Origin of the sequence: Niallia circulans (assembly GCF_007273535.1) — a bacterium.
In the GTDB taxonomy this organism is placed as follows: domain Bacteria; phylum Bacillota; class Bacilli; order Bacillales; family Cytobacillaceae; genus Niallia; species Niallia circulans_B.
Window position 1 is genome coordinate 3,261,476 of the sequence record NZ_RIBP01000004.1, and the last position, 20,342, is coordinate 3,281,817.

Here is a 20,342-nt window from a genome sequence, read left to right on the forward strand (position 1 = left end):
AATTAACACGCCTTATTTTCGATGGCATTGCTTTTCTCACTCAGAATCTTTCTTTTTCTGCTTATAATTAAAAGAATGGTTGAAATACATGCCCCCAGACATGCAGCGCCAAGCCATATAAATGCAGCTATCCAAATCGTTTTTCCCTGCAGTAAAGCTAAGGAAAAGATACCGGCGCCAGGAACATTTAATCCAATATGACTACTTGCGACAATTGCCCCTGTTACGGCAGATCCTGCTATGAGCGATGGAATAACACGCAAAGGATCATTAATCATAAACGGAATGGCTCCTTCTGTAATACCTGCTAAGCCTAACAGCCATGTCTGTTTGCCAACCTCACGTTCCTGTTGGTTAAAGTATTGTTTTCCAATGATGGTAGCTGCTGTTACGGCAAAGGCAGACACCATTTTAACGGATGCAAAAGCAGCATACGGAATAAAATTGCCGCTCGCCATTGCGCCAATACAGAATGTGTAGGCGGCTTTGTTAACAGGACCACCTAAGTCAAAGGAAACCATTGCCCCAATAAGCGCTCCTAAAATAATCGCATTAGCACCAGAAAGATCTTCTAACCATGTGTTAAGCCCATCATTAAGCCATGCTAACGGTTCGCCAACCAAAAACAGCATGATGGCTCCTACAATTAGTGTTCCTGCAACTGGATACACCCAAAAGCTAACAAAGCCTGAAAGCACTCCATTTGTTTTTATGTTTTGCTTGAAAAATTTGAGGAGAAAGCCTACCATAAATCCGCCCAGCATGCCACCAAGAAAGCCGCTGCCAATTAAATTAGCTGCTATTCCTGCCGCAAAGCCTGGCGCAAGTCCTGGTTTATCTGCAATGGAATAGGCCATGTATGCAGATAAAACAGGGATCATCAGCTGACCAAGCATACCGCCTCCTAGCTGCCTTAACAGCCAAAGCCAGGAGCCTTCCTCTGCATATACATCCTGAAGACCGAAGGCTTGTGAGATTAACACAGCTGCTGCCAATGTCATGCCACCTGCCACAATGATAGGGATGATATTGGAAATACCTGTAAGGATGGAGTCCTTGACTTCCATCTTAAATGGCTTATGCTCGTGATTAACATCGTCCTCTGGCCGCGGAACAGTATTATTTAATTTTTTCGGATATGTTTCTGCTGCGTCTAGTGCCTGTTTAAGGAGCGAAGCTGCGTTTCTTATAGGTGCAGCAACACTTGTCTTTACTTTGGGCAAGTGACTGTAGCGCTGTTCGTCCTTAATGGCAACATCATTCGCAAATATTACGGCATCTGCAAGTTGGAGCTGTGTTAATGTATGCTTATCTTCTATCCCATTTGCTCCCTGTTTTTCCACCAAAACGTTCACTCCGAGCGCTTTGCCTGCCTTCATTAAAGCTTCTGCAGCCATATAGGTATGGGCCATTCCGGCAGGACATGCTGTTACCGCAAGTATTGTTTTGTTTCCTGTCTCTGCTTCCATACCACTATCCTTACTTGTATTATCCAATTGTCTCCATAATTCTTCTGCATTCGCTGCAGTCAATAAGCGGTTTTTATAATCCTCCTCGCATAAGCGTTTCATAAACTCGGAAAGAATGGTTAAATGGGTGGAGCCTGCTTGATCTTCCGGTATCGCCAGCATAATAACAAGCTTAACCTCATTATCTGGATTAACACTTTCCCAATCGGCAATATGCGTTTTAACTGTCGCAATTGCAAATGCTGCTTCTTTAACAGCTGTTGATTTCCCATGGGGAATGGCTATACCTCCATCAAGGCCAGTCGGTGACTGCTTCTCCCGCTCAAGCACAGACTGCAAAAAGGCTTGCTCGGAATAAAGTTTACCTTCGCTGTTAAGCTGACTCGCCAAAAACTTAATAGCCTGATGCTTTGTTTCAAAATGCGTATCTGTCGTAATTAGGCTTAAGGATGTTAAAGCTCTTAAGTTCACATTAGCAACCTCCTTTATAGTAATCGCTTTCATTTATGGTTTTATCGTAACAAAAAAACAAGAAGCTAAAACTAATCTTCTTGTTTTTACACAAAATAAACTGGAATGATAGATATATGTGTATTTTTCACTTGAAAGTGTCCCAGTAATGCTCAGACAATGCCTGCAATACAATCATTAGCGGTGTTTTGTCCGTAATATTATAGCCATTTTTTAATCTTCTAGGAGAATAGCAATATAAGTTATAATCAGCTAATTTCTGCAATGAGTTTTGTTTAAAATGGGTGAGTGATACCGTTTGTATCCCTTTCTTCTTCGCAAACTCAGCTATTTCCAAAACAAGCGGTGTTTCACCTGACAGGCTTATTAATAGAAGTACATCTTGTTTTGTCATCCTACTTAGCATATGGTAAATTTCGTGCCTATGACTCAAATAATCAGAGCTTTTTCCGACTACTCTCAAATTTCTTACCATCATCCCGCAAAAATCAGCAGAGTCACCGGCACCATAAAACAAGATGTTTTTAGCTGAGCCAAGCTTCTTTACTATTTTCTCTAAAAGTGGTCGGTCAATCAGATCGTATGTTTTTTTGATAAAGGAAAGCGAATGGTGCTGCACAGATAATTCACCTGCCTGCAGTTCGTCCCTCATACTGTTTTTCAGATGTGAAAAGCTTTCATAGCCAAGCTTTTTGGAGAGCCTTGTTATCGTATTAGGAACCGTGTACAACGCATTCGCAGAAGTTTGAATGGAATCAGTCGTAAAGTCCTTTTTATGCTGCAATATGTACTCAATAATTTGATCGTCGGTATCGTTGAGCTTATATTCAAACATTTGCACACGCTCTTCAAAGTTCATCCAGCCATCACCCCTCCATTCTTAAGAATACCGGTTTACACTTGTTCTATGCTTCGGTTCCAAATCATATGATGAGCGCCATCTCCCCAATAATCCTTTAACAAATAGTCAGGTTCGCCGAGTTTTTTCGTCCAGATCTTTTGGGCAATTTTATAGCCGCTGTCTAAACAATAGTGATGGATTTCTGCTGTTTCCAAAGTACGGATAATGGCGTTAAGAAGCATTGTGCCAATCCCTTTATTCTGGTAATGAGGATGAACAAATGCAGTACCAACCTCCATATAACCGGCTAATACCCCATTTGTTTCCCTTACAATAAGGGAGCTTGCTGGTCCATAGGCAATGCAGCCAAGCAGGTTTCCACTCAGACTATCCACGGCAATTAAAAAATGTCTCACAACCCCGCCGCTCGCAAAATCAGCTAACAGATGCTCCCGCTTTTCCTTACATTCCTGCTCATAATCTTCAGTAAGTTTCTCTAAACCATTTATGCTAAATGTATCTTCCAAAACAAGATCAAAAAAAGCAAAAAGTTCTTCCTTGTCCGAAACTTGCGGCCTTCTTATTTCCACCGAAAGCATATAACCCCTCCATAAACTCCATGTTTGTTCTAGTGTAATACTTTTTCAGTTATATATAAATAGAAGAAAAACAAGACAGTTTCACTTCCTAAAAATAGCTTGTTTATTTTTACAAATAATGTAATGTTGAAATTAACAAGCTGTTAGAAATGACTTTAGGCGTCTTCGTTTTGTTGGTGGAAAATTGCTTGCTGCCCTGAATAATGCATGGACACACGGGGTAAAAAGCGGAAATACTTATGAATAGGATGGTAGAAAAATAATGACAACTCCATGGTATTTAAAGGAAAAGGTACTGTTTAGCATTTGCTTTTTAGTTCCACCAATAGCATATATGATTGTTATCGGAAATAAGAAGAAACTAGAAAGAAAACGCTACTTAGAGTATTTAACATTAGCAACAATAATGGTTAGCATATGGCTATTAAAGTTTACTCCTGGCCCTATCCGCCTTAGCGTCTTAATGACCATCATCCTCATACTCCTATATCGCTGCATAAAAAAGACAAAGAAGTAATAAAGACCCTAGGCCTCTTCTTTTCTTTGTCTTCTTTCATATGTATGCTTACGGTTCAGATATCCCCATTGCTAATGTAAGCAATAAAACAAAAATCGTCATGAAAACAAACAGAACCGAATTTCCCAAAATACTAATAATGACAACAGGTTTAATTTTCGTCCTTATTCCTATTACCATCGCAACAATAAACCCAATATCAATCAAAAAGTAAATGACAATAACTACCCATAAGTTTATGTTTTGAATTACTCTTGACAGCACAAGAACTAGAAATGCAGCAATAATTAAAGCAACGGTTAAAACTAAAGGATTTATTTTCGATGTGTTTTTTTCGTTCAAAATCGTATCCCCTCTCCTCTTATATGTAATTTTATCAAAAAAATGTATATTTCCCCATATGGAATGTTAAAATCACTAGTTTTTCTTTTAAGGAGGTATGTGCAGATTGTCCTTAATGAATGAAAATTCACTGAAGATCATCTTAATTAATACCGTGATTATATGTTTAAGCCAACTTTTATTCATGTACACCAAATTATCCATTTTGCCTTTTCAACTTGGCTTCACTGTATTAATTTTTTTACCTATAAATATCGTAATAAAATTAAGTAAAATGAAAGTCGATTTTTATCAACACTGGGTTAGTGTATACGTAGGATTTTTTTGTTCCACTGTTATTTTTTACATCTTAAAAGCTTTATTAGTAAATAAACCAAGTGATTCTCCCCCTGGCGAACCTTACTTTGATTTATTTTTAATTGTTTTCATTTATGGATTTTTACAACTGTTGATTTTCATTTTTTTAAATGGTATTACCTATATTATTAATGTATTTACAAATAAAAAGTGGACTTAAAAGATAAAATCCTAAAACTGAAGCTGATAACAGATGCATGCACTATAAGCATCTGTTCTATTATCCTCAGTTTTACATTTTCCACCGAACTAGATACATATATACGCAAATAAACTAAATGCAACTCCCTTCTAGCTTAATCTATTAAAATAACGTTTACCGCAATTATGTACAGGGTACATATTAATATAACAAGTTAAAAGGAGTTGCATAATCATGGCAGAAAACAAACACAGTATTGCGGATAAAGTAAAAAGTGGTGTATCTAAAGTAAAAGGTGAAGTGAAAGACCAGATTGGCAACGCAAAAGGCGATAAGAGTATGCAAGCTGATGGTAAAAAGGATAAAGCAAAGGGTAAATTACAGGAAACAACAGGTAAATTCAAAGAAGATTCCGACCATAAGTATTAAAAAAATAGCTGCCGTTTGGCAGCTATTTTTTTATTCGCGACTATCTCTTTAGGGTGTTCACTTCGTTCAATAGGAAATCGCCAAACACCTCTTTATATTAACTAATAATCTCTAAAAACCATAATTATATTAAAAACACTATTTTTTCCCAGTTAAATATTGTATAATCTCCTATAATAAATGCGATGAAAAGAAGAGTAAGTGTGCAAAAGCATAACAGAGAACTCCAGTTGCTGAGAAGGGAGGATGTAATGGCACACCGAACCAAGTCTTAGAGCAGCATATAGGATATTTCGTTTTACTATTGATTATATGCCGGTATTCTCCCGTTAAAGAGTTAGAGTATAGACAATCCATAATTAATTTGGCTCTGCAGTACTCGAAAAGGTTTCTGTGGTAACACAGAAATAAATTGGGGTGGCACCACGAACTTCTACTATATACGAAGTCTCGTCCTCAAGGATTTTTTCTTGGAGGTGAGATTTATTTTGTTTGTAAAACGTATAAGGAGGAGTCACTACAATGGAATGGAAAAACCCCCTTTTATTGTTAGTTGGAATCGGAATTTCTAATATAGGTGCATGGGTTTACTTAATTGCCTTAAACTTACTCATACTAGATATGACGAACTCACCATTGGCCGTATCAATCCTTTATATACTATTGCCTATCGCCACCTTATGTACAAACTTTTGGTCAGGAACTTTTATTGACAGATTTAATAAACGAAAGCTAATGATGTTTCTTAACTTCATTAGAGCAATATTTATCTTCACATTATCTTTTTTTGAGTCACTTTTTCTGATTTACATAGTAGTCTTTATCATTAATATAGCTAACACTATCTTTGAACCAACTTCCATGGTGTATATGACCAAGTTAGTTTCAAAAACACATAGGCAAAAATTTAATGCTTTTAGAAATTTCATTAACTCCTGTGGGTTTATACTTGGGCCTTCTATTGCGGGTGTTCTGTTTATTATTGGCACACCAAACCTTGCGATCCAAATCAATTCTATTTCATTAATCATATCCGCCATTGTCATTCTGCTTCTGCCGAATGTAGAGATTAAGGGAAAGGACATTGTCTTACAAAGGATCAATTTAACAGTAATTCTAAACGACTGGAAAAGCATATTTGCATTCAGTAAAACGAATATATATGTAACACTTGTATATATTTTGTTTAGTATGCTTACAGTGTTTATGACAGCATTGGATTCGTTAGAGGCTGCCTTTGCAACAGAAGTATTATCCTTATCTAATAGCTCCTATGGATTCCTTGTCAGTATTGCAGGCGGTGGAATTATTGCCGGTTCCATAGTAAATGCGTTATTTGCCAACAAATTAAAACTAAATATTCTAATTGGATTTGGCGCTTTTTTTACACCTATCGGCTACATCATTTTTGCGTTTTCAACTGACTTTATTTGGGCATCAATCGGCTTCTTCATGTTAACTTTTTGCCTGTCATTCGCCAATATCGGATTTTTAACCTTCTATCAAAACAACGTTCCCGTTGATATTATGGGGAGGTTCTCCAGTATATTAGGAATGCTTGAAGCTGGGTTCATAATAGTATTCACACTGACAATCGGTTTAGCTACAAAGCTGTTTGACATTCGTTCTATCTATATCGTTGGATCTCTTGCTTTCTTCGGGTTGGGGTTCATGATTCTTTTTATTGTAGCTGTTAAGTCGAAAAGACATTATTATGAACTAGTGTGAGAATATAACCAATTTCTTGTAATTAAATCCAAAATTTTCTTTATCATAAACAGGAAGAACTTCCTTATAGAAAGGTTTAAAGTAAAAAAGCAGAAAACATGCAAAGTAAAATTGCATGTTTTCTGCTTTTTATTAACTTCATCCTCTATAAACACTTGCACAGGTTCCGGCTGCTGGTTCATAAAAGCAATGTTGTTTAAATTGACCAGTAAAAGGTTGATTGTACCATGTTTGAGGACAATCACCACTTGGATTAAAGTACCATAAAGCAAATTTCGCTGGATGATTTCTCCAAAATTTTAAATTTTGCAGTGCTAATCTTCTTTCTGACTCTCTTGCCCTTTGATAAAATACATTGCCTTTTTGTACTGCTTCAAACGAGTAATTTCCCCCTTGTACTTGAAAAATGACTTGTTCGATGGTTCTTAAGTCTTTAAAGTCTGTACAATCGGCTACAAGACGATTTACAATTACATTTCCAACATAAAGCATCCCTTGGTTTCCTTCACCCTCAGCTTCTGCTCGCATCATTCTCGCCATTAAGTCAATGTCAGCATCTCTATATGCAACTCTTGCCATTTTTCCACCTCCATAATATTGTATGAAAAAAAAGCTAGGCCATATGCCCTTGTTTATAAATTTTCCATTAAATACTTATTTTTTATCTCTTCAGCTATAAAAAATTCTTCGTTAGGCATTAATCATTTGATACTATTTGCTTCCATATATAAATTAAGTGAATACTTTAAATTATTTTGAAATCAGAATACTACATTCTTGAACGAAAAAAAGATTAATTCTATAATATTTAGGAAAGCGAACTTTTGGTAATTTAGGGGGATTTAATATGAGTCAAAATAAAGTAGCTATTATTACAGGTGGCGGAAGCGGATTAGGTCAAGCTGTAGCATTAAAATTAGCAGATTCTGGTGCATCCATAACAGTGGTGGACATTTCCGAAAAAGCCGGAAAAGATACAGTAAGCTTAATTGAAGAAAAAGGAGCAAAAGCACTCTTTGTTCAGGCAGATGTTAGCAAGGCAGAAGATGTAAAAAATTACGTAGATAAAACAGTTGAGGAATTCGGCAAAATTGATATGTTTTACAATAATGCAGGAATTTCTGGCCCAGGTGTTAAATTCCTGGATAATACAATCGAACAAATTCAACAAGTAGTTGGGATTAATTTATTAGGTGCATTATACGGTATTAAATATGTAACAGAAGTAATGCTTGAAAACGGTGGAGGTTCCATTGTTAATACATCGTCAACTGCTGGAGTTGTAGGACAAGCTACTGTAGGTACTTATTCTGCAACAAAGCACGGCATTGTCGGCATAACGAAAACGATTGCTGCTGAATATGCAGAGCAAGGGATCCGTTGTAACGCAATCGCACCTGGAACAATCGAAACGCCGATGGTGAAAGAATATCGCCAAAAAAATCCTGAAAATGTAAAAGCGGTTGTAGAAGCTATTCCGCAAAAACGTCTTGGCGAACCGGAAGAAGTGGCAGAACTAGTTACATTCTTATTAGGTAATAAAGCGAAATATATTAACGGTACAGTAGTATCTATAGACGGCGGTTTTACATCTATCTAAATCTCAACTGACAAAAAGAAGCAAGGAATTCATCTTTGCTTCTTATGTCAACTTCAAACAAATCCTTTTATGTAGAAGCGTTTATATTTTTTAGTTGTTTATTTAAATTCCAACGCTCTGGCTTTTCTTCTTCCATCTTGTATCCACTCGTTTCGGTAAGATTCAAATGAATAGCCCAATTCAGTATCATCATAGCCAGGTTGAAATCCGCAACAACGGCAAATAAGGCTAACATTAGGGATTCCGTTTTTATAAAGAGGTTCTCGCAATCTGTCAAAACCACAAACTGAGCAAACGTAAAATTTTTTCCTCTTAAAAAATATCATTATACACCTACTAAAGATTAATTTATCCCATTTTCCCTATTCCGCAAAACCACCATGATTGTAACATACATATAGCTGTCGGGCAGAAATAGTGCCAAGTTTGTATTAAAAATTTAAACATAAATAAAAGGGCTCTCCTTAAATGAAAGGAAAGCCATATTATTTACTACAATACTTCGCGAACATTATTCTTCTGGCTTAACAACCATAAGCTAAAAAACTTTCTAATTATTGAAGTAGTGTCCTTGTTTAAGATCTAATAGTAGATTAGGTTGCACAGGCTGCCAACCTAAGAGTTCCTGAGTTTTTGTGCTTGTTCTAGGAATATCAAGAGCAGCAAGGGTGCCAAGAAAACCAAAGTGTTCAGCTGCCTCCTCCTGTGAAATGCTTGCGATAGGAACATTAAGTTGTTTACCGATTACCGTGGCGATATCACGAAACGGCACTTCTTCATCTGCTACTCCGTCTATATAGGAACCGGCTGGTGCCTTTTCTAATGCGAGACGGTAAAGATGTGCAGCATCAAGTCGATGAATAGCAGTCCAACGATTGGAACCGTCGCCAACAAAGGCAGAAGCTCCCTTCGCGCGAGCAAGATTAATCAGATTTGGCACAAAGCCCTTATCCCCCTTGCCGTGCACGGATGGAGCAAGCGAAACAACCGACGCCCGCACGCCATGCTTCGAAAGCGCCATCACTGCATTGTCCGAAGCCGCTCCATTTGCATGTGCTGTCGTTATAAACGGTTTGCCAGACCCTTTAAGCGCCTCGCCTATCGTCTCAATTACAGTTAAATCGGTTGCGAGCGAAGCTTGAAAGTCCGAAAAGTCGTGGTTAAACGCTAAATGGATTACGCCATCCGCAGCAGCGACACCGATGCGAAGGCTGTCAAGGTCATGAAGATCTCCTCGATGTACTTCGGCCCCTGCCTCTGTTAGTAGCGCCGCTCCCTTGTCTGATCTTGTTAGTCCAATTACCTTATGACCAGCATGAATGAGTTCCTGCACTACCGCAGAACCGATATAGCCTGTTGCTCCTGTTACAAAAATACGCATGATGATATCCTCCTAAAGTTGTGATGTTGCTTGAATAATTGTAGTATAAACATTAGAGTACACTATAAGGCAAGTCATATTTAGGAGAGTTATCCATGAAAATTCAAGAATTAGCTAAACAGACTGGTTTGACAGCTTACACCATTCGTTTTTATGAAAAGGAAGGGTTGTTCGACACTCGACATGTCCGGCGGGATGATAATAACTATCGCAACTATACAGACGAGGCTATAGAACGTCTTAAACTCATAAAGAAGTTTCAAGGCGTGGGTTGCTCTATTTCTGAGTTAAAGGAAATCTTATTGGATGTAGATACAAATACTCGTACTAATGAGCAAGTGATAGAATGGATTTGCCAAAAGATATCTGAAATTGAACGTAAGAGAATAGAGTATAAACAAATGCTTGATACGCTTAATATCATGCTGGAATACAGATTGGCATTGAAAAATGACCCAGAAAGGGCCCATACCTTATTAAAAGAACACCATTTTGATTGAAGTCTGGCGGTAGCTAAGTAATTTTCTAAAAAAAGATGGCTCCAATAGGAAGGAGCCATCTTAATTGCTTTATTTTTCAATTGTTCAACTGCTCTTCTACTAAACTAGCAACGAGTATATAGCGCTTAGGAGCATCTCCAATATAATTGAAAGGGTAACAAGTTGTAACTGTCAGCGTTGCTTTTGGCTTCGGCACAATAACAGTACGATCATCTTTATCCACTATCCTGACGCGCATCACTTTATACGAAAATTCTCCAGCAACTGTCTTTACAGTCAATAGGTCCCCTTTGCCGACTTCACCAAGCTTTCTAAAAACAGTATCCCTATGGCCCGAAAGCACTGAATTGTCGTCTTCACCAGGCATAACACTACCTGCAAAATGGCCAACACCCTTCTCGAGCTCCTCTTCGTTTGTTCCGTGAATAATCGGAAGAGTTGCTTCAAGCTTTGGAATATAGAGATCACCCATATAGTCACCAACCTTTGGCGTTTCAACATAAAGAGGGGCTTGTTTTTTTGTCTCAGCTGCCAAAGCTTTGGTTTCCTTCTCGTTTTTTTCCGGCATTACATCTGCCTGTGTTTGTCCTGTTTTATAAAGGAAATATCCTTTTAAGAAAGGATGGTAATTGGAGCTGGCAAACCAAACTCCAATTAAGATGACAGTCGCAGACAATGAAAGAAGAAGCCATTGTTTTCGCTTACTTACTCTTCTATTTTTATTGGCTGCCTGCATGTTTTAAAGTCCTCTCATCCAAACACGTCTGAACACAAGTACCCCCACAAGCGCAATCATAAGTCCAACTATTGAGTTTTGCACATAGTCTGATGCCGTGTTAGGTAGCTTCCCGCCTTTTACAGTTTGTTCCACAGCTTTAGTTGCTGTTTTTACTGGTGTTACATCCGTGTCTTTCATAAATTGTAACGCCTCTTGCAGGTCTTTACCTAACTCTTTAATAAGCTTAGAACCAAACATTTCATGAGTAAGAACGATATCCGCAAGATTTTGTCCTTTTTTATTGTTAAGCTGAATAAGTAAGTCGGCACCATTTGTTGACGTTAACGCCATTAAGCTTTGTATAGTTATTGCCTTTGTTGCACCATCTTTCATAAGGGAATAGTTAGCATCAACCTGTAACAAATTCAGTAATTGATTCGAAATATCCAACAGATCTGCAATTTGTTCAGCTGTCAACTCTCTCGCAGATTCGAAATCATCAAACTCTATCATTCTGTCACTTAATGCAGTTAATTGTTTTTTAAGATTAGGATTTTCACTATCTATTTCCTTAAAATGTTCTAATAGCCTTTCCACCTCGTTAGCTGTCAATGGCAAGGATTGAAACAAGCCCTTGGTTCTTTCCTCCAAGTCTGCTTTACTATTCACATAATAAGCAACAGACTCCCGAAGGTCTTCAATTGTTACAAATTCATCAAGATAAATTTCAAACCGCTGCATGTACTTCTCTAATTCTGCTTTAGAAGAAAATCCATAATCATCCAATAGTTCTTGGAGATTGTCATCGTTGATGGGTGTGCCATCAACTGGCATTTCTAAATAGTAACCGACATACTCATATAGACTTTCAGCGAAGAAGGGGAATTCTATATCAAGTACGTCCTGTCCCTTTTCTATATCACCAAATTCAGTTAAAAGCTCATTTAATTCAACTCTTGTTATGCCATAGTCTGTCAAAAGTGGCCTAATAGATTCCTCTGTTAAAGGTGTACCTAAATAAATGACAGAATCATAATCATCCAAAGACCCTCCTTTACTCTCTAAATAATCCAAATAATCTTGTTTTCCCCAGCCAATTTCAGCTAGAAATGCCTCGAATTCTGAATCACCGGCTCCCATGGCAAACGAGGCCACAGGCTGGAGACTTAATGCCAATATAATAGCTGTAAAGAAACTAAGTAAACGCTTCATCGATTTCCCCCTACTACATTTTTTGTATTTCCAATTTATTATAATAGAGGTAAAAACAAACAGAAATAATAATAAGAATCACACTGTAAATATTTAGAAAAACACAATATTTCTTTACGAAAAGAAAACAGAAAAGAGATTGCACTTAATTTTTTATGAGTTAGTAGATTTCCAGTATACAAAAAAGGTGATCCCGAACTTGGATCACCATGGTTAAAACAGTAATATTATTCTTATTTTGACTTACTTTATAAAGGGTTTCTTTTAGGTTGCTAATTAGTAATGAGAAAGCTTAAAGAAGATTAATTACCAAAAAGTATGTTTATTAGCTTTTCTTTCTAACTAATTCATATCCACTTAACTCAATTGCATAACGAACTCCTTGTTGCAATGTTGCGAAAGTTTTGACATCTGAAGCTCTATAGTTTGAGTTCAAAATTTTCATTGCTAGATTGGAGGAAATGCCAACTATAAAACATTCAGCCCCTATCAAGCGGCAAGCTTGGATTAATTTTTGTATACCATAAATTAAAAACTCATCAATATTATGAATACCCGTCACATCGATTAAAAGGTAGCTTGCCTTTTGTCGAGAAATCTCAATTAATGCATCTTCAAGTAAATCAGAGGCTCTTTGCTCAGAGTACTTGCCGATTAAAGGAACAACAAGAATCCCTTCTAAAATCGGTATAATAGGTGATGATAATTCTTTCACTAAATTAGATAGTTCTTCCGTATGTTCGTTTACTTTTTCCTCCAACGCTTGAATACTCTGTTGTTCTTTTTGACGTGCAAAATCGTGAATATTTTTTTGAGGAGTAATACTCGAAGGAAAAATTTCAATTAATTCCTTATATCCCTCTTCCGTTTCTTCACTATTTTTGACTTCATACCACATATCGCGTCCAACAAATCCTCCGAAAATACCCGCCCAAAAACTCGGTATAAAAGTCGATACATGATTTTCATAGGAATCTTTAAAAATTCTTTTTTCCCAGCTGTTTGTTATTTGAATGACAATTTTACTTTTATCTTTAGCATAATCTATTATCTCAAAATTCCCCCAACCTGCTGTTTTATAAATCTCTGAGTAATCATGGAGAATTTCTTCAATATTGTTACTTTCTTGATAATAGGAGCATACTAAATGACCCATCCGATATCCGGTTGCTTCATAAACAGTTTTCGAAGCATCTTTTCCAGAAACGTCATCAATTGTTTTTAAGAAAAGTTCAATTGCGGTATCCCACATTAAAAGTGTTGATTCACCTTGTAAATTTAATAATCCTTTTTTATAATCCCAGGTTAAATCTTTACTTTTTACTTTTGCTTTATATGTATGCTGTTCCATCCATAAAACACCTCTTTGATTCAAATTTTCCCCTACAATATTTTCAAATAATTCTAGGATAAAATACCCAAACAAAACAAAAATAAACCTAATTAAAGCCTTTTTTCATTTTAGAATTAAACTTCTTCATACAAAGGTTGGGGCTGCTTTATTGACACGTCTTTTCAGATGAAATAATAAAAAAAGACCATATATCTCTATAGTCCTTCATTACTTCAAATTCATTATTCCTCCAGCCCAACGCCCCAACCGTCAATTTCTCCATCTAACGGATGAACCAAGTCCCGTAGTTTGTTCTGTATCTCAACAATACCTTCATAAGTAAGCATCATGTCATTAAAGCAGTAAACTGTCCACATTTCTTCTTCTTCATCATGATCCAATTCACAGCGATACCCTTCCGTCTTCAACACTTCAAGAACTTGTATGCCAGAAATCTCATTTGGAACATCAATAACAAATTCCACTGTCTGTTCTACACTAAAATCACAGCCATATTTATCGAGTGCATGCAGTACATCTCCATCTTCATCTCTTGGAAACTTTCGTTTTTTAAAGAACATCGTAAATTGACCTCTTTTCTAGTAATTTATAATATATGTTTATAGCTATCATATCATTATTTACTTAGGTGAATTAGCCTTAATGTAATTATATTCTAATTACTCGAAGGTCGTAGTAAATTTGCTGCTATCTAAACAAGTGAATTATTTAATAAGGATACCCCCTATTAAACCAAATAAATATTTTTCAATCGTGGGGTCTTTGTTTATATGTTTAGAATCATAAAGTTAAAGAAGAGAAATCGCAAAATCCCACACTAAAAATTCTATATTTAATCCATAATAAAAGAATGATAGATTTAATATACTAAATTAACCATTTATTATGGAGGCGTTATGATGAATAAAAGCATTTTATATATTCTTTTAACAGCTATTTTAACAGCCTTAATCGTTATAATTATCGGGATATTTCAATTGGCTGATGCATTAGAAGCTGTAAGCCATTCAATTGATGCTTTAAGAGTAAAGATTCCTGAATGATGTTTTTGCTAATCCGCTGCATATACCAAAAAGTATGAATACTTTAAATTATGTTATCTTGCTTGTTCCATAAGAAAGTGGGTTTCCTAGTTCTGATTGGAAAGCCACCTTTCGTATGTAATTCCTCTTCCAAAGAAAGGAGTAATTTTGTGCCATAACCTTTACCTTGAATTCGATTATTTATACAAAGTTCTGCTAAGTAAAAAGTTAATCCTGCATAAGATTTTTTACTATTACCTGCAATGAATCCTATTAGATTACCTTTTACATACAGCAAAAAACCAAGGAACTTAGGTGTATGAAGTAAATCAGTAAGTCTTTCCTTAGCTGATGAATATGTCCACGTTTCATTCCAAGGCTCGCTATTAAATACAGAAATATAAAGTTCTATACATTGCTCTAATGTATCTTCTGTTATAAAAACAAACAAGACTGCAAATAAACAAAGACTTAGAAGGATTCTTACACTAACAGGTGTAGATGTAGTTAAATCTTTACTAAGAAAAAAACACACAATTAACACAGCAGCAAATTACCTTTCACCATCCTAATTATTTTCATCTTAACAACCCCTTCTCTCTTCGCTTAAAAACTCCAATAAATTTCGCCTCACTAACAAATGTTGACCCTAATAGAAGCCCACCACCAATTACTTGAATAATAGTCATTTGTTCCTGAAGAATAATTGCAGAAATGATAATTGCCACAAAAGGATCAACGTAACTTAGCATGGCTATACTTTGCCCGCTTAATTTTTCCATGCCAGCGAAAAACAACCAAAACCCAATCCCTGTATTGATAATTCCTAACATCAGAATAAAAGGTATTGATGAGCCTGTTATTTTTAGAATATTATTAAATCCTTCCGTCAGGAAAACATATGGCATTAACATGAAAGTTGTTATGCCTAGCTGAATAATAGTCAGCTCTAACCTCCCCATATTTTTGATAAACTTATTAACAAGCAATAACGCAGCATAAAATACAGCAGCAATAACTCCAAAGAAAAGTCCAAGTAAATCATCTGCAGCTGATGTGCTTATGCCTTTGCCGATAATCAAAAACATGCCTATAATTGCTACGGCAATACATATAAATTTCTTTCTAGACAGTTTTTCACGAAGGATAAATGGTGAAAGTATCATAACAAATACGGGTGCAAAATAATAACCTATAGTCGCATTTGCGATGGTCGTATGATCATATGATTGATAAAGAAAAATCCAGTTTCCTCCCAATGCAATTCCTGAAATAAACAAACATAAAGCATTTGCTTTCATCAAACTCCATGATAGCTTTTTCTTTGTTATTACGAGAATAATAAGTAAGAACAAACATCCCAAAAAACTACTAAATAATGCCCTTTCACTTGCAGTTAGGTCAATGTATCGAACGACTAAACCAATTGTTCCGAAAATAATCATGGATAATATAAATAAAATTTTAGATTTCATAACTGCCTCCTACTAATATGCTTATAACATAAATGTACCTATTTTTATTTTGTATTAGTTAAGAACCACTCATATAAAACAGCTGGATTGGCCAATCCCTTTTACCTTGATTTTTTTATAAAAAAATCATAGCATACGAATAGGTATTACAAAATTGAATGTTTTTCATGTTTTGCATAACAAAATGGAATACCTTGGAGGAAAACTTATTATGAACATCCAAAAATATTTGGCATTTGTAAAAGCAGCCGAATTCCAAAGTTTCACAAAAGCTGCTGATGCATTAAATTATACACAGTCTGGCATCAGTCGAATGATTAGTGATTTAGAGTCAGAATGGGGAGTCACCTTATTTGAACGTGGTCGAACTGGTATAAGTTTGACGTCTGATGGCTTACAGTTATTTCCTCATTTAAAGCGAATCTGCCTTGAACAAGAAAATATCATAATGCAGGTAGAGGACTTACACAATATTCAATCTGGAATTATTCGGATTGGCACGTTTTCAAGTGTGGCAACCCATTGGCTTCCTATTATGATTAAAGCTTTTAAGAACGACTATCCGAAAATTGATTTTGAATTACTGTTAGGGGATTATACAGAAATAGAAAACTGGATTGTAGAAGGACGTGTTGACCTTGGATTTTTAAGACTTCCAACAAATGCGGACATTGAAACAATTTATTTGGAGCAAGATCGTTTGCTGGTGGTTATTCCTGAAGATCATCACCTTGCTAAATGCGAAAAGTTTCCAATTAGTGAATTAGCGAACAATCCATTTATGCTATTGGAAAAGGGCGCAAAAGCAGAGATTTCTGAAATATTTGAGATGCACGAGCTATCACCACAAGTCCAATTAACAACATGGGATGATTATGCCATTATGTCTATGGTCGAGAATGGATTAGGAATCTCTATTTTACCTGAATTGATATTACAGCGTATCCCTTACCGAATTATAGCCAAAGAGCTGGAAGTTCCTGCATTTCGTACTATTGGAATCGCTATGCGAGACAAAAAATCCCTGTCACTTGCCTCAAAAAGATTTTTAGATTATTTATCTTGTAGGAAACAAGATTGACACACAAAAAGATTTTACAAACACCAGTTTTTTTTCTAACTATTGTTGAATCATCTTTCATGAAAAATAAAGAAACTAATCAAGGAAGAAAATTGATTAGTTCTTTTTTACGCGTACATTACCAGTCTAATTCATTGAGGAATGCTAGGATATCACTATGTAATACGACCTTATCTGGCCCTAATGTCATTAAATGCTTGGAATTAGAATAGCCTTTTATATTTTTATCAGAGGAGGATATATTGGAATATATATAATTAGCACTGTCTTTATATAGCGGGTCATCCAACAATCCATACAATATAGAGATTGGCTGATTCATCTTATTCAAATTCCCCATAATCAAATCAATGTATTCCTTGAATTCAGATAAGTTATTAGTTGAGCTTGCTTCTAACTTATTTAACTCCTCCGAGATTTGTAGCTTCTCTTTCCCCTGCAGCTGCTTTACATACTTTGCATAATTTAATACTCGTTTTTTTAATGAACTAACCTCAGTCTTATACGGGACAGACATTGTAACTATACCTGTAACATGCTTTTCTTGGCCGACCTTTAAGGCCAAGAGCCCGCCTAAAGACACCCCAATAACAGCAATATCCTGATATCCTTCATTTATTAAAAAGTTGTAGCCCTCTTCTGCGCTTTCCCACCAATCATTTGGATTAGTTGTCATTAATTGCTCTGCTGTAGAACCATGACCTTTATATAAAGGAGCATAACAAGTATAATTTTCTCTATTAAGGTAGCTCCCAAGCTTTTTCATATCAACCGTATTACTTGTGAAAGAGTGCAATAATAATACTGCTTTTGAACCACCTTTATAGAAGAAAGACTTTGGTTCACTAATTCTTACCATTTTTGATTACCACCTTATTCTATAATTTTCAATAAGTATCCGTACGATACAAATACACATAATGGTTTCCAAATGTTTTTTTGAATAATTAGCAACTAAAAAAACAATGCTAATAAAAAAAGTGAGGACAAATCCATTATGTCATTTAAAAGTCAAAAATTCCTTAATATTTGTATGGTAGTACTATCTTGGGTATCAGTAGCTTTGATTGGTCCTAATAATATAAAAAGATTTTTCCCGGCAACAATGATCATTAGTATAATAGAAATTTTAAACGGTTTACTAGGAAAAAAAAGGAAATGGTGGGTTTTTTATAATAAACCCAACTCTTTCTTAAATGGTGAATTTTCTTATAATATCGGCCCATTCATCTTAACATCCTTTTTAACGCTAAAGCTTGGATATGGAAGTTTCAAAAAATTCATGCTCCTAAGTGCTTTAGTACACGCTTTCTTTGTATTCCCTTTTACGTATTTCGCTAAAAGGATAAAATTATTTTCTTTAGTACGTATTAACTCTATCCAATTTTTCTTTTACTTTATACTGAAGGCACCTTTATTATATTTAATTCAGTTTCTTTTTGAAAGGAAAGGAAAAGCGCTGTAAATATTCTTACGGATATGCAAAATAGATAAGATTTAGTTTAAGGTAGAAATCTAATCCAAAAAAACCTCCTCTGTTTTTTAGAGGAGGTTTTGGTGTAAATGACGACAGCGCGAGTTATCCTAATAACCCATATTTCTCAAAGCTATTATAAATACCGTTTTCATCTACCGTTTCTGTAATATCATCTGCCACACTTTTTACTATTTCATGTGCGTTTCCCATTGCTATCCCATGCTGAACAAATTGTAACATCTCAATATCGTTAAAGCTGTCGCCATATGCAAAGGCATTTTCTTTCGTAATATTTAAACGTGTTAATACCTTTTCAATAGCTGTTGCCTTGTTAATACCAAGAAGTGATATTTCTCCGCTGTTACTGCCAAAGACAGGGACAGTGCTTGGAATAACTGTATACCTTGCTTCAAACTCTTTCATCACGGAATCAATTGGGGTTGTTGAATCAAGGAAGATAATTTTATTAATATCCTCCCTTATTAACTCCTCCCCTTCAATTAATGCTTCATAAAATGGCATTATTCCCTTTTCTATTTCCTTAAGAAATTCTGGGTTATTAGCTTTCAACTTAGCAATAAAACCAAAGACATTTTGTTTGCATTTTTCACTGGCAAACAATCCAGTATTTGTTTCTAAATAAAAGTCTATTCCCTTTTCATAGAAGAAATCTAAAATTTGCTGGGCGTCTGTTTTCTTAAATTTCTCATGGAATAATGCTTCTTTTTCTACTTCAATATAACAACCTGCGCCGCCAATTAATCCATCGAAGCCAACACTTAATATGTCATCAAATATTTCTCCTCTTGATCTTCCTGTACATAAATAGATAATATGTCCATTCTCTCGCGCTTTTCGCACGGCTAATTTAGCAGATTCCGGTATCATCCCTTTTTCATTGACTAACGTACCATCAATATCCAAAAAAATTATTTTTTGCATCAGTATACACTCCTATAATAAACAAAACTAAGCACAAAAAAATTCAGTTTATTTTCAAGTTTTTGATTATATGTTAATTATATAAAAAAGAGCTGCTGAAAACTGGTCTGTTATAGACCAACTTAGCACACGATAATATAAATTTACTGGTTTATTGAATTGATAAATGTAGTTTTCAGCTAATAAATTAGACATCAGAAAGGCTCACCTTAAACTAAAGGCAAGCCATCATCGTTGAAAATTATTTGATTACAGTTCTGCTTCCTTTACAATATACTCAGCCAATATATCCTTTAACCAACCAACAAAATTTTTACTTGCTCCAAAATCAATGTTGATAATACTCTCAGCACTTCCTGAAGTAATACATCTCACCTTATTTTCTCCATCGAAATTTTCTAAGATAGCTGTTAGTGTTGCCCTTCCAGATGTACGAAAATAATATCTTTCAAAAATAAATGTACATGTTTGTTTTCCTTCGTCTCCAACTATATGATTTTCCCAATATATTAAATCGTCCATTATATTTGGGGAATTAAGAATAATATCAGCTGCTTCAAATGGTGATACGGATGTTTTAAATTCTATCGGTTTTTGCATATTAACCCCTCTTTCGGATTCTCTTTCTATTATTTACGAGTGTTCCAATAAAAGGTTTCATTTCTTCTAATTGTAGCTCCTCTAT

24 protein-coding genes and 1 other annotated feature are annotated in these 20,342 nt (G+C 35.5%); of the genes, 8 read left to right on the top strand and 16 right to left on the bottom strand.

Annotated features, from left to right (window positions below):
- Nucleotides 1-2: 2 nt before the first annotated feature.
- The 3 genes from mngA to CEQ21_RS24135 form a co-directional block, all read right to left on the bottom strand.
- Complete coding sequence (gene mngA / locus CEQ21_RS24125; RefSeq protein WP_213087351.1) at nucleotides 3-1,940, bottom strand: PTS 2-O-a-mannosyl-D-glycerate transporter subunit IIABC; 1,938 nt, start codon at nucleotides 1,938-1,940, stop codon at nucleotides 3-5.
- A gap of 127 nt (nucleotides 1,941-2,067) precedes the next feature.
- On the bottom strand, nucleotides 2,068-2,799 hold the full coding sequence (locus CEQ21_RS24130; RefSeq protein WP_185766736.1) for a MurR/RpiR family transcriptional regulator: 732 nt from the start codon (nucleotides 2,797-2,799) through the stop codon (nucleotides 2,068-2,070).
- Between the two features lie 35 nt (nucleotides 2,800-2,834).
- On the bottom strand, nucleotides 2,835-3,380 hold the full coding sequence (locus CEQ21_RS24135) for a GNAT family N-acetyltransferase (RefSeq protein WP_185766737.1): 546 nt from the start codon (nucleotides 3,378-3,380) through the stop codon (nucleotides 2,835-2,837).
- A gap of 262 nt (nucleotides 3,381-3,642) precedes the next feature.
- On the opposite strand from CEQ21_RS24135, the gene CEQ21_RS24140 reads away from it, so the two are divergent.
- Nucleotides 3,643-3,897, top strand: a complete 255-nt coding sequence (locus CEQ21_RS24140) for a hypothetical protein (RefSeq protein WP_235907327.1) — start codon at nucleotides 3,643-3,645, stop codon at nucleotides 3,895-3,897.
- Between the two features lie 48 nt (nucleotides 3,898-3,945).
- On the opposite strand, the gene CEQ21_RS24145 is transcribed toward CEQ21_RS24140, so the two are convergent.
- On the bottom strand, nucleotides 3,946-4,239 hold the full coding sequence (locus tag CEQ21_RS24145; protein WP_185766738.1) for a hypothetical protein: 294 nt from the start codon (nucleotides 4,237-4,239) through the stop codon (nucleotides 3,946-3,948).
- A gap of 733 nt (nucleotides 4,240-4,972) precedes the next feature.
- Here CEQ21_RS24145 and CEQ21_RS24150 point away from each other — a divergent pair.
- Together CEQ21_RS24150 and CEQ21_RS24155 are read left to right on the top strand one after the other, a co-directional pair.
- Entirely contained in the window at nucleotides 4,973-5,167 is a 195-nt protein-coding gene (locus CEQ21_RS24150; protein WP_185766739.1) for a CsbD family protein, read from the top strand.
- A gap of 176 nt (nucleotides 5,168-5,343) precedes the next feature.
- Nucleotides 5,344-5,628 (top strand) — a binding site (T-box leader).
- 61 nt (nucleotides 5,629-5,689) lie between these two features.
- Nucleotides 5,690-6,895, top strand: coding sequence for an MFS transporter (locus tag CEQ21_RS24155; RefSeq protein WP_185766740.1), 1,206 nt, complete (start codon nucleotides 5,690-5,692; stop codon nucleotides 6,893-6,895).
- Nucleotides 6,896-7,033: 138 nt separating this feature from the next.
- Here CEQ21_RS24155 and CEQ21_RS24160 read toward each other — a convergent pair whose 3' ends face one another.
- On the bottom strand, nucleotides 7,034-7,474 hold the full coding sequence (locus CEQ21_RS24160; RefSeq protein ID WP_185766741.1) for a cell wall hydrolase: 441 nt from the start codon (nucleotides 7,472-7,474) through the stop codon (nucleotides 7,034-7,036).
- A gap of 268 nt (nucleotides 7,475-7,742) precedes the next feature.
- Here CEQ21_RS24160 and CEQ21_RS24165 point away from each other — a divergent pair, with 268 nt between their 5' ends.
- Nucleotides 7,743-8,495: an SDR family NAD(P)-dependent oxidoreductase gene (locus CEQ21_RS24165; RefSeq protein ID WP_185766742.1), complete on the top strand. Its 753-nt coding sequence runs from the start codon at nucleotides 7,743-7,745 to the stop codon at nucleotides 8,493-8,495.
- Nucleotides 8,496-8,562: 67 nt separating this feature from the next.
- Here the strand turns inward: CEQ21_RS24165 and CEQ21_RS24170 are convergent, their stop codons facing one another.
- Nucleotides 8,563-8,730: a hypothetical protein gene (locus tag CEQ21_RS24170; RefSeq protein WP_235907328.1), complete on the bottom strand. Its 168-nt coding sequence runs from the start codon at nucleotides 8,728-8,730 to the stop codon at nucleotides 8,563-8,565.
- Nucleotides 8,731-9,045: 315 nt separating this feature from the next.
- Complete coding sequence (locus CEQ21_RS24175; protein ID WP_185766743.1) at nucleotides 9,046-9,876, bottom strand: SDR family oxidoreductase; 831 nt, start codon at nucleotides 9,874-9,876, stop codon at nucleotides 9,046-9,048.
- 95 nt (nucleotides 9,877-9,971) lie between these two features.
- Between CEQ21_RS24175 and CEQ21_RS24180 the strand changes: the two genes are divergently transcribed.
- Entirely contained in the window at nucleotides 9,972-10,376 is a 405-nt protein-coding gene (locus CEQ21_RS24180) for a MerR family transcriptional regulator (RefSeq protein WP_185766744.1), read from the top strand.
- A gap of 76 nt (nucleotides 10,377-10,452) precedes the next feature.
- On the opposite strand, the gene CEQ21_RS24185 is transcribed toward CEQ21_RS24180, so the two are convergent.
- The 4 genes from CEQ21_RS24185 to CEQ21_RS24200 all read right to left on the bottom strand — a co-directional run bounded on the left by CEQ21_RS24185 (nucleotide 10,453) and on the right by CEQ21_RS24200 (nucleotide 14,220).
- Nucleotides 10,453-11,112 (bottom strand): class D sortase, encoded by a 660-nt coding sequence (locus CEQ21_RS24185; protein WP_185766745.1) that lies wholly within the window; start codon nucleotides 11,110-11,112, stop codon nucleotides 10,453-10,455.
- Nucleotides 11,113-11,115: 3 nt separating this feature from the next.
- Nucleotides 11,116-12,306 carry a processed acidic surface protein gene (locus CEQ21_RS24190; protein WP_185766746.1) on the bottom strand — a complete coding sequence of 397 codons (1,191 nt, stop codon included), beginning with the start codon at nucleotides 12,304-12,306 and terminating at the stop codon, nucleotides 11,116-11,118.
- Nucleotides 12,307-12,631: 325 nt separating this feature from the next.
- Complete coding sequence (locus CEQ21_RS24195; RefSeq protein WP_185766747.1) at nucleotides 12,632-13,657, bottom strand: STAS domain-containing protein; 1,026 nt, start codon at nucleotides 13,655-13,657, stop codon at nucleotides 12,632-12,634.
- Nucleotides 13,658-13,881: 224 nt separating this feature from the next.
- Nucleotides 13,882-14,220 carry a ribonuclease E inhibitor RraB gene (locus CEQ21_RS24200; RefSeq protein WP_185766748.1) on the bottom strand — a complete coding sequence of 113 codons (339 nt, stop codon included), beginning with the start codon at nucleotides 14,218-14,220 and terminating at the stop codon, nucleotides 13,882-13,884.
- Nucleotides 14,221-14,556: 336 nt separating this feature from the next.
- Here CEQ21_RS24200 and CEQ21_RS24205 point away from each other — a divergent pair, with 336 nt between their 5' ends.
- Nucleotides 14,557-14,703 (top strand): hypothetical protein, encoded by a 147-nt coding sequence (locus tag CEQ21_RS24205; protein ID WP_185766749.1) that lies wholly within the window; start codon nucleotides 14,557-14,559, stop codon nucleotides 14,701-14,703.
- 43 nt (nucleotides 14,704-14,746) lie between these two features.
- Here the strand turns inward: CEQ21_RS24205 and CEQ21_RS24210 are convergent, their stop codons facing one another.
- Both CEQ21_RS24210 and CEQ21_RS24215 read right to left on the bottom strand, forming a co-directional pair.
- The gene (locus CEQ21_RS24210) at nucleotides 14,747-15,226 is read right to left on the bottom strand and encodes a GNAT family N-acetyltransferase (RefSeq protein WP_235907329.1); all 480 of its coding nucleotides are present in this window, start codon (nucleotides 15,224-15,226) and stop codon (nucleotides 14,747-14,749) included.
- Nucleotides 15,227-15,260: 34 nt separating this feature from the next.
- Nucleotides 15,261-16,157 (bottom strand): DMT family transporter, encoded by an 897-nt coding sequence (locus CEQ21_RS24215; RefSeq protein WP_185766750.1) that lies wholly within the window; start codon nucleotides 16,155-16,157, stop codon nucleotides 15,261-15,263.
- A gap of 211 nt (nucleotides 16,158-16,368) precedes the next feature.
- Here CEQ21_RS24215 and CEQ21_RS24220 point away from each other — a divergent pair, with 211 nt between their 5' ends.
- Nucleotides 16,369-17,238: a LysR family transcriptional regulator gene (locus CEQ21_RS24220; protein WP_185766751.1), complete on the top strand. Its 870-nt coding sequence runs from the start codon at nucleotides 16,369-16,371 to the stop codon at nucleotides 17,236-17,238.
- Nucleotides 17,239-17,356: 118 nt separating this feature from the next.
- On the opposite strand, the gene CEQ21_RS24225 is transcribed toward CEQ21_RS24220, so the two are convergent.
- Nucleotides 17,357-18,097 carry an alpha/beta hydrolase gene (locus CEQ21_RS24225; protein ID WP_185766752.1) on the bottom strand — a complete coding sequence of 247 codons (741 nt, stop codon included), beginning with the start codon at nucleotides 18,095-18,097 and terminating at the stop codon, nucleotides 17,357-17,359.
- Between the two features lie 138 nt (nucleotides 18,098-18,235).
- Between CEQ21_RS24225 and CEQ21_RS24230 the strand changes: the two genes are divergently transcribed.
- Nucleotides 18,236-18,703 (top strand): hypothetical protein, encoded by a 468-nt coding sequence (locus CEQ21_RS24230; protein WP_185766753.1) that lies wholly within the window; start codon nucleotides 18,236-18,238, stop codon nucleotides 18,701-18,703.
- A 114-nt stretch (nucleotides 18,704-18,817) separates the two neighbouring features.
- On the opposite strand, the gene CEQ21_RS24235 is transcribed toward CEQ21_RS24230, so the two are convergent.
- The gene (locus tag CEQ21_RS24235; protein ID WP_185766754.1) at nucleotides 18,818-19,657 is read right to left on the bottom strand and encodes an HAD family hydrolase; all 840 of its coding nucleotides are present in this window, start codon (nucleotides 19,655-19,657) and stop codon (nucleotides 18,818-18,820) included.
- 249 nt (nucleotides 19,658-19,906) lie between these two features.
- Nucleotides 19,907-20,257 carry a DUF6054 family protein gene (locus CEQ21_RS24240; RefSeq protein WP_185766755.1) on the bottom strand — a complete coding sequence of 117 codons (351 nt, stop codon included), beginning with the start codon at nucleotides 20,255-20,257 and terminating at the stop codon, nucleotides 19,907-19,909.
- Nucleotides 20,258-20,342: the final 85 nt, after the last annotated feature.

Excerpts from the sequence above, each read along its gene's own strand:
- CEQ21_RS24130 (WP_185766736.1), bottom strand. The coding sequence starts at position 2,799 with ATGAACTTTGAAGAGCGTGTGCAAATGTTTGAATATAAGCTCAACGAT.
- CEQ21_RS24135 (WP_185766737.1), bottom strand. The coding sequence starts at position 3,380 with ATGCTTTCGGTGGAAATAAGAAGGCCGCAAGTTTCGGACAAGGAAGAA.
- CEQ21_RS24140 (WP_235907327.1), top strand. The coding sequence starts at position 3,643 with ATGACAACTCCATGGTATTTAAAGGAAAAGGTACTGTTTAGCATTTGC.
- CEQ21_RS24150 (WP_185766739.1), top strand. The coding sequence starts at position 4,973 with ATGGCAGAAAACAAACACAGTATTGCGGATAAAGTAAAAAGTGGTGTA.
- CEQ21_RS24155 (WP_185766740.1), top strand. The coding sequence starts at position 5,690 with ATGGAATGGAAAAACCCCCTTTTATTGTTAGTTGGAATCGGAATTTCT.
- CEQ21_RS24160 (WP_185766741.1), bottom strand. The coding sequence starts at position 7,474 with ATGGCAAGAGTTGCATATAGAGATGCTGACATTGACTTAATGGCGAGA.
- CEQ21_RS24165 (WP_185766742.1), top strand. The coding sequence starts at position 7,743 with ATGAGTCAAAATAAAGTAGCTATTATTACAGGTGGCGGAAGCGGATTA.
- CEQ21_RS24170 (WP_235907328.1), bottom strand. The coding sequence starts at position 8,730 with ATGTTAGCCTTATTTGCCGTTGTTGCGGATTTCAACCTGGCTATGATG.
- CEQ21_RS24175 (WP_185766743.1), bottom strand. The coding sequence starts at position 9,876 with ATGCGTATTTTTGTAACAGGAGCAACAGGCTATATCGGTTCTGCGGTA.
- CEQ21_RS24180 (WP_185766744.1), top strand. The coding sequence starts at position 9,972 with ATGAAAATTCAAGAATTAGCTAAACAGACTGGTTTGACAGCTTACACC.
- CEQ21_RS24185 (WP_185766745.1), bottom strand. The coding sequence starts at position 11,112 with ATGCAGGCAGCCAATAAAAATAGAAGAGTAAGTAAGCGAAAACAATGG.
- CEQ21_RS24190 (WP_185766746.1), bottom strand. The coding sequence starts at position 12,306 with ATGAAGCGTTTACTTAGTTTCTTTACAGCTATTATATTGGCATTAAGT.
- CEQ21_RS24195 (WP_185766747.1), bottom strand. The coding sequence starts at position 13,657 with ATGGAACAGCATACATATAAAGCAAAAGTAAAAAGTAAAGATTTAACC.
- CEQ21_RS24200 (WP_185766748.1), bottom strand. The coding sequence starts at position 14,220 with ATGTTCTTTAAAAAACGAAAGTTTCCAAGAGATGAAGATGGAGATGTA.
- CEQ21_RS24205 (WP_185766749.1), top strand. The coding sequence starts at position 14,557 with ATGATGAATAAAAGCATTTTATATATTCTTTTAACAGCTATTTTAACA.
- CEQ21_RS24215 (WP_185766750.1), bottom strand. The coding sequence starts at position 16,157 with ATGAAATCTAAAATTTTATTTATATTATCCATGATTATTTTCGGAACA.
- CEQ21_RS24220 (WP_185766751.1), top strand. The coding sequence starts at position 16,369 with ATGAACATCCAAAAATATTTGGCATTTGTAAAAGCAGCCGAATTCCAA.
- CEQ21_RS24225 (WP_185766752.1), bottom strand. The coding sequence starts at position 18,097 with ATGGTAAGAATTAGTGAACCAAAGTCTTTCTTCTATAAAGGTGGTTCA.
- CEQ21_RS24230 (WP_185766753.1), top strand. The coding sequence starts at position 18,236 with ATGTCATTTAAAAGTCAAAAATTCCTTAATATTTGTATGGTAGTACTA.
- CEQ21_RS24235 (WP_185766754.1), bottom strand. The coding sequence starts at position 19,657 with ATGCAAAAAATAATTTTTTTGGATATTGATGGTACGTTAGTCAATGAA.
- CEQ21_RS24240 (WP_185766755.1), bottom strand. The coding sequence starts at position 20,257 with ATGCAAAAACCGATAGAATTTAAAACATCCGTATCACCATTTGAAGCA.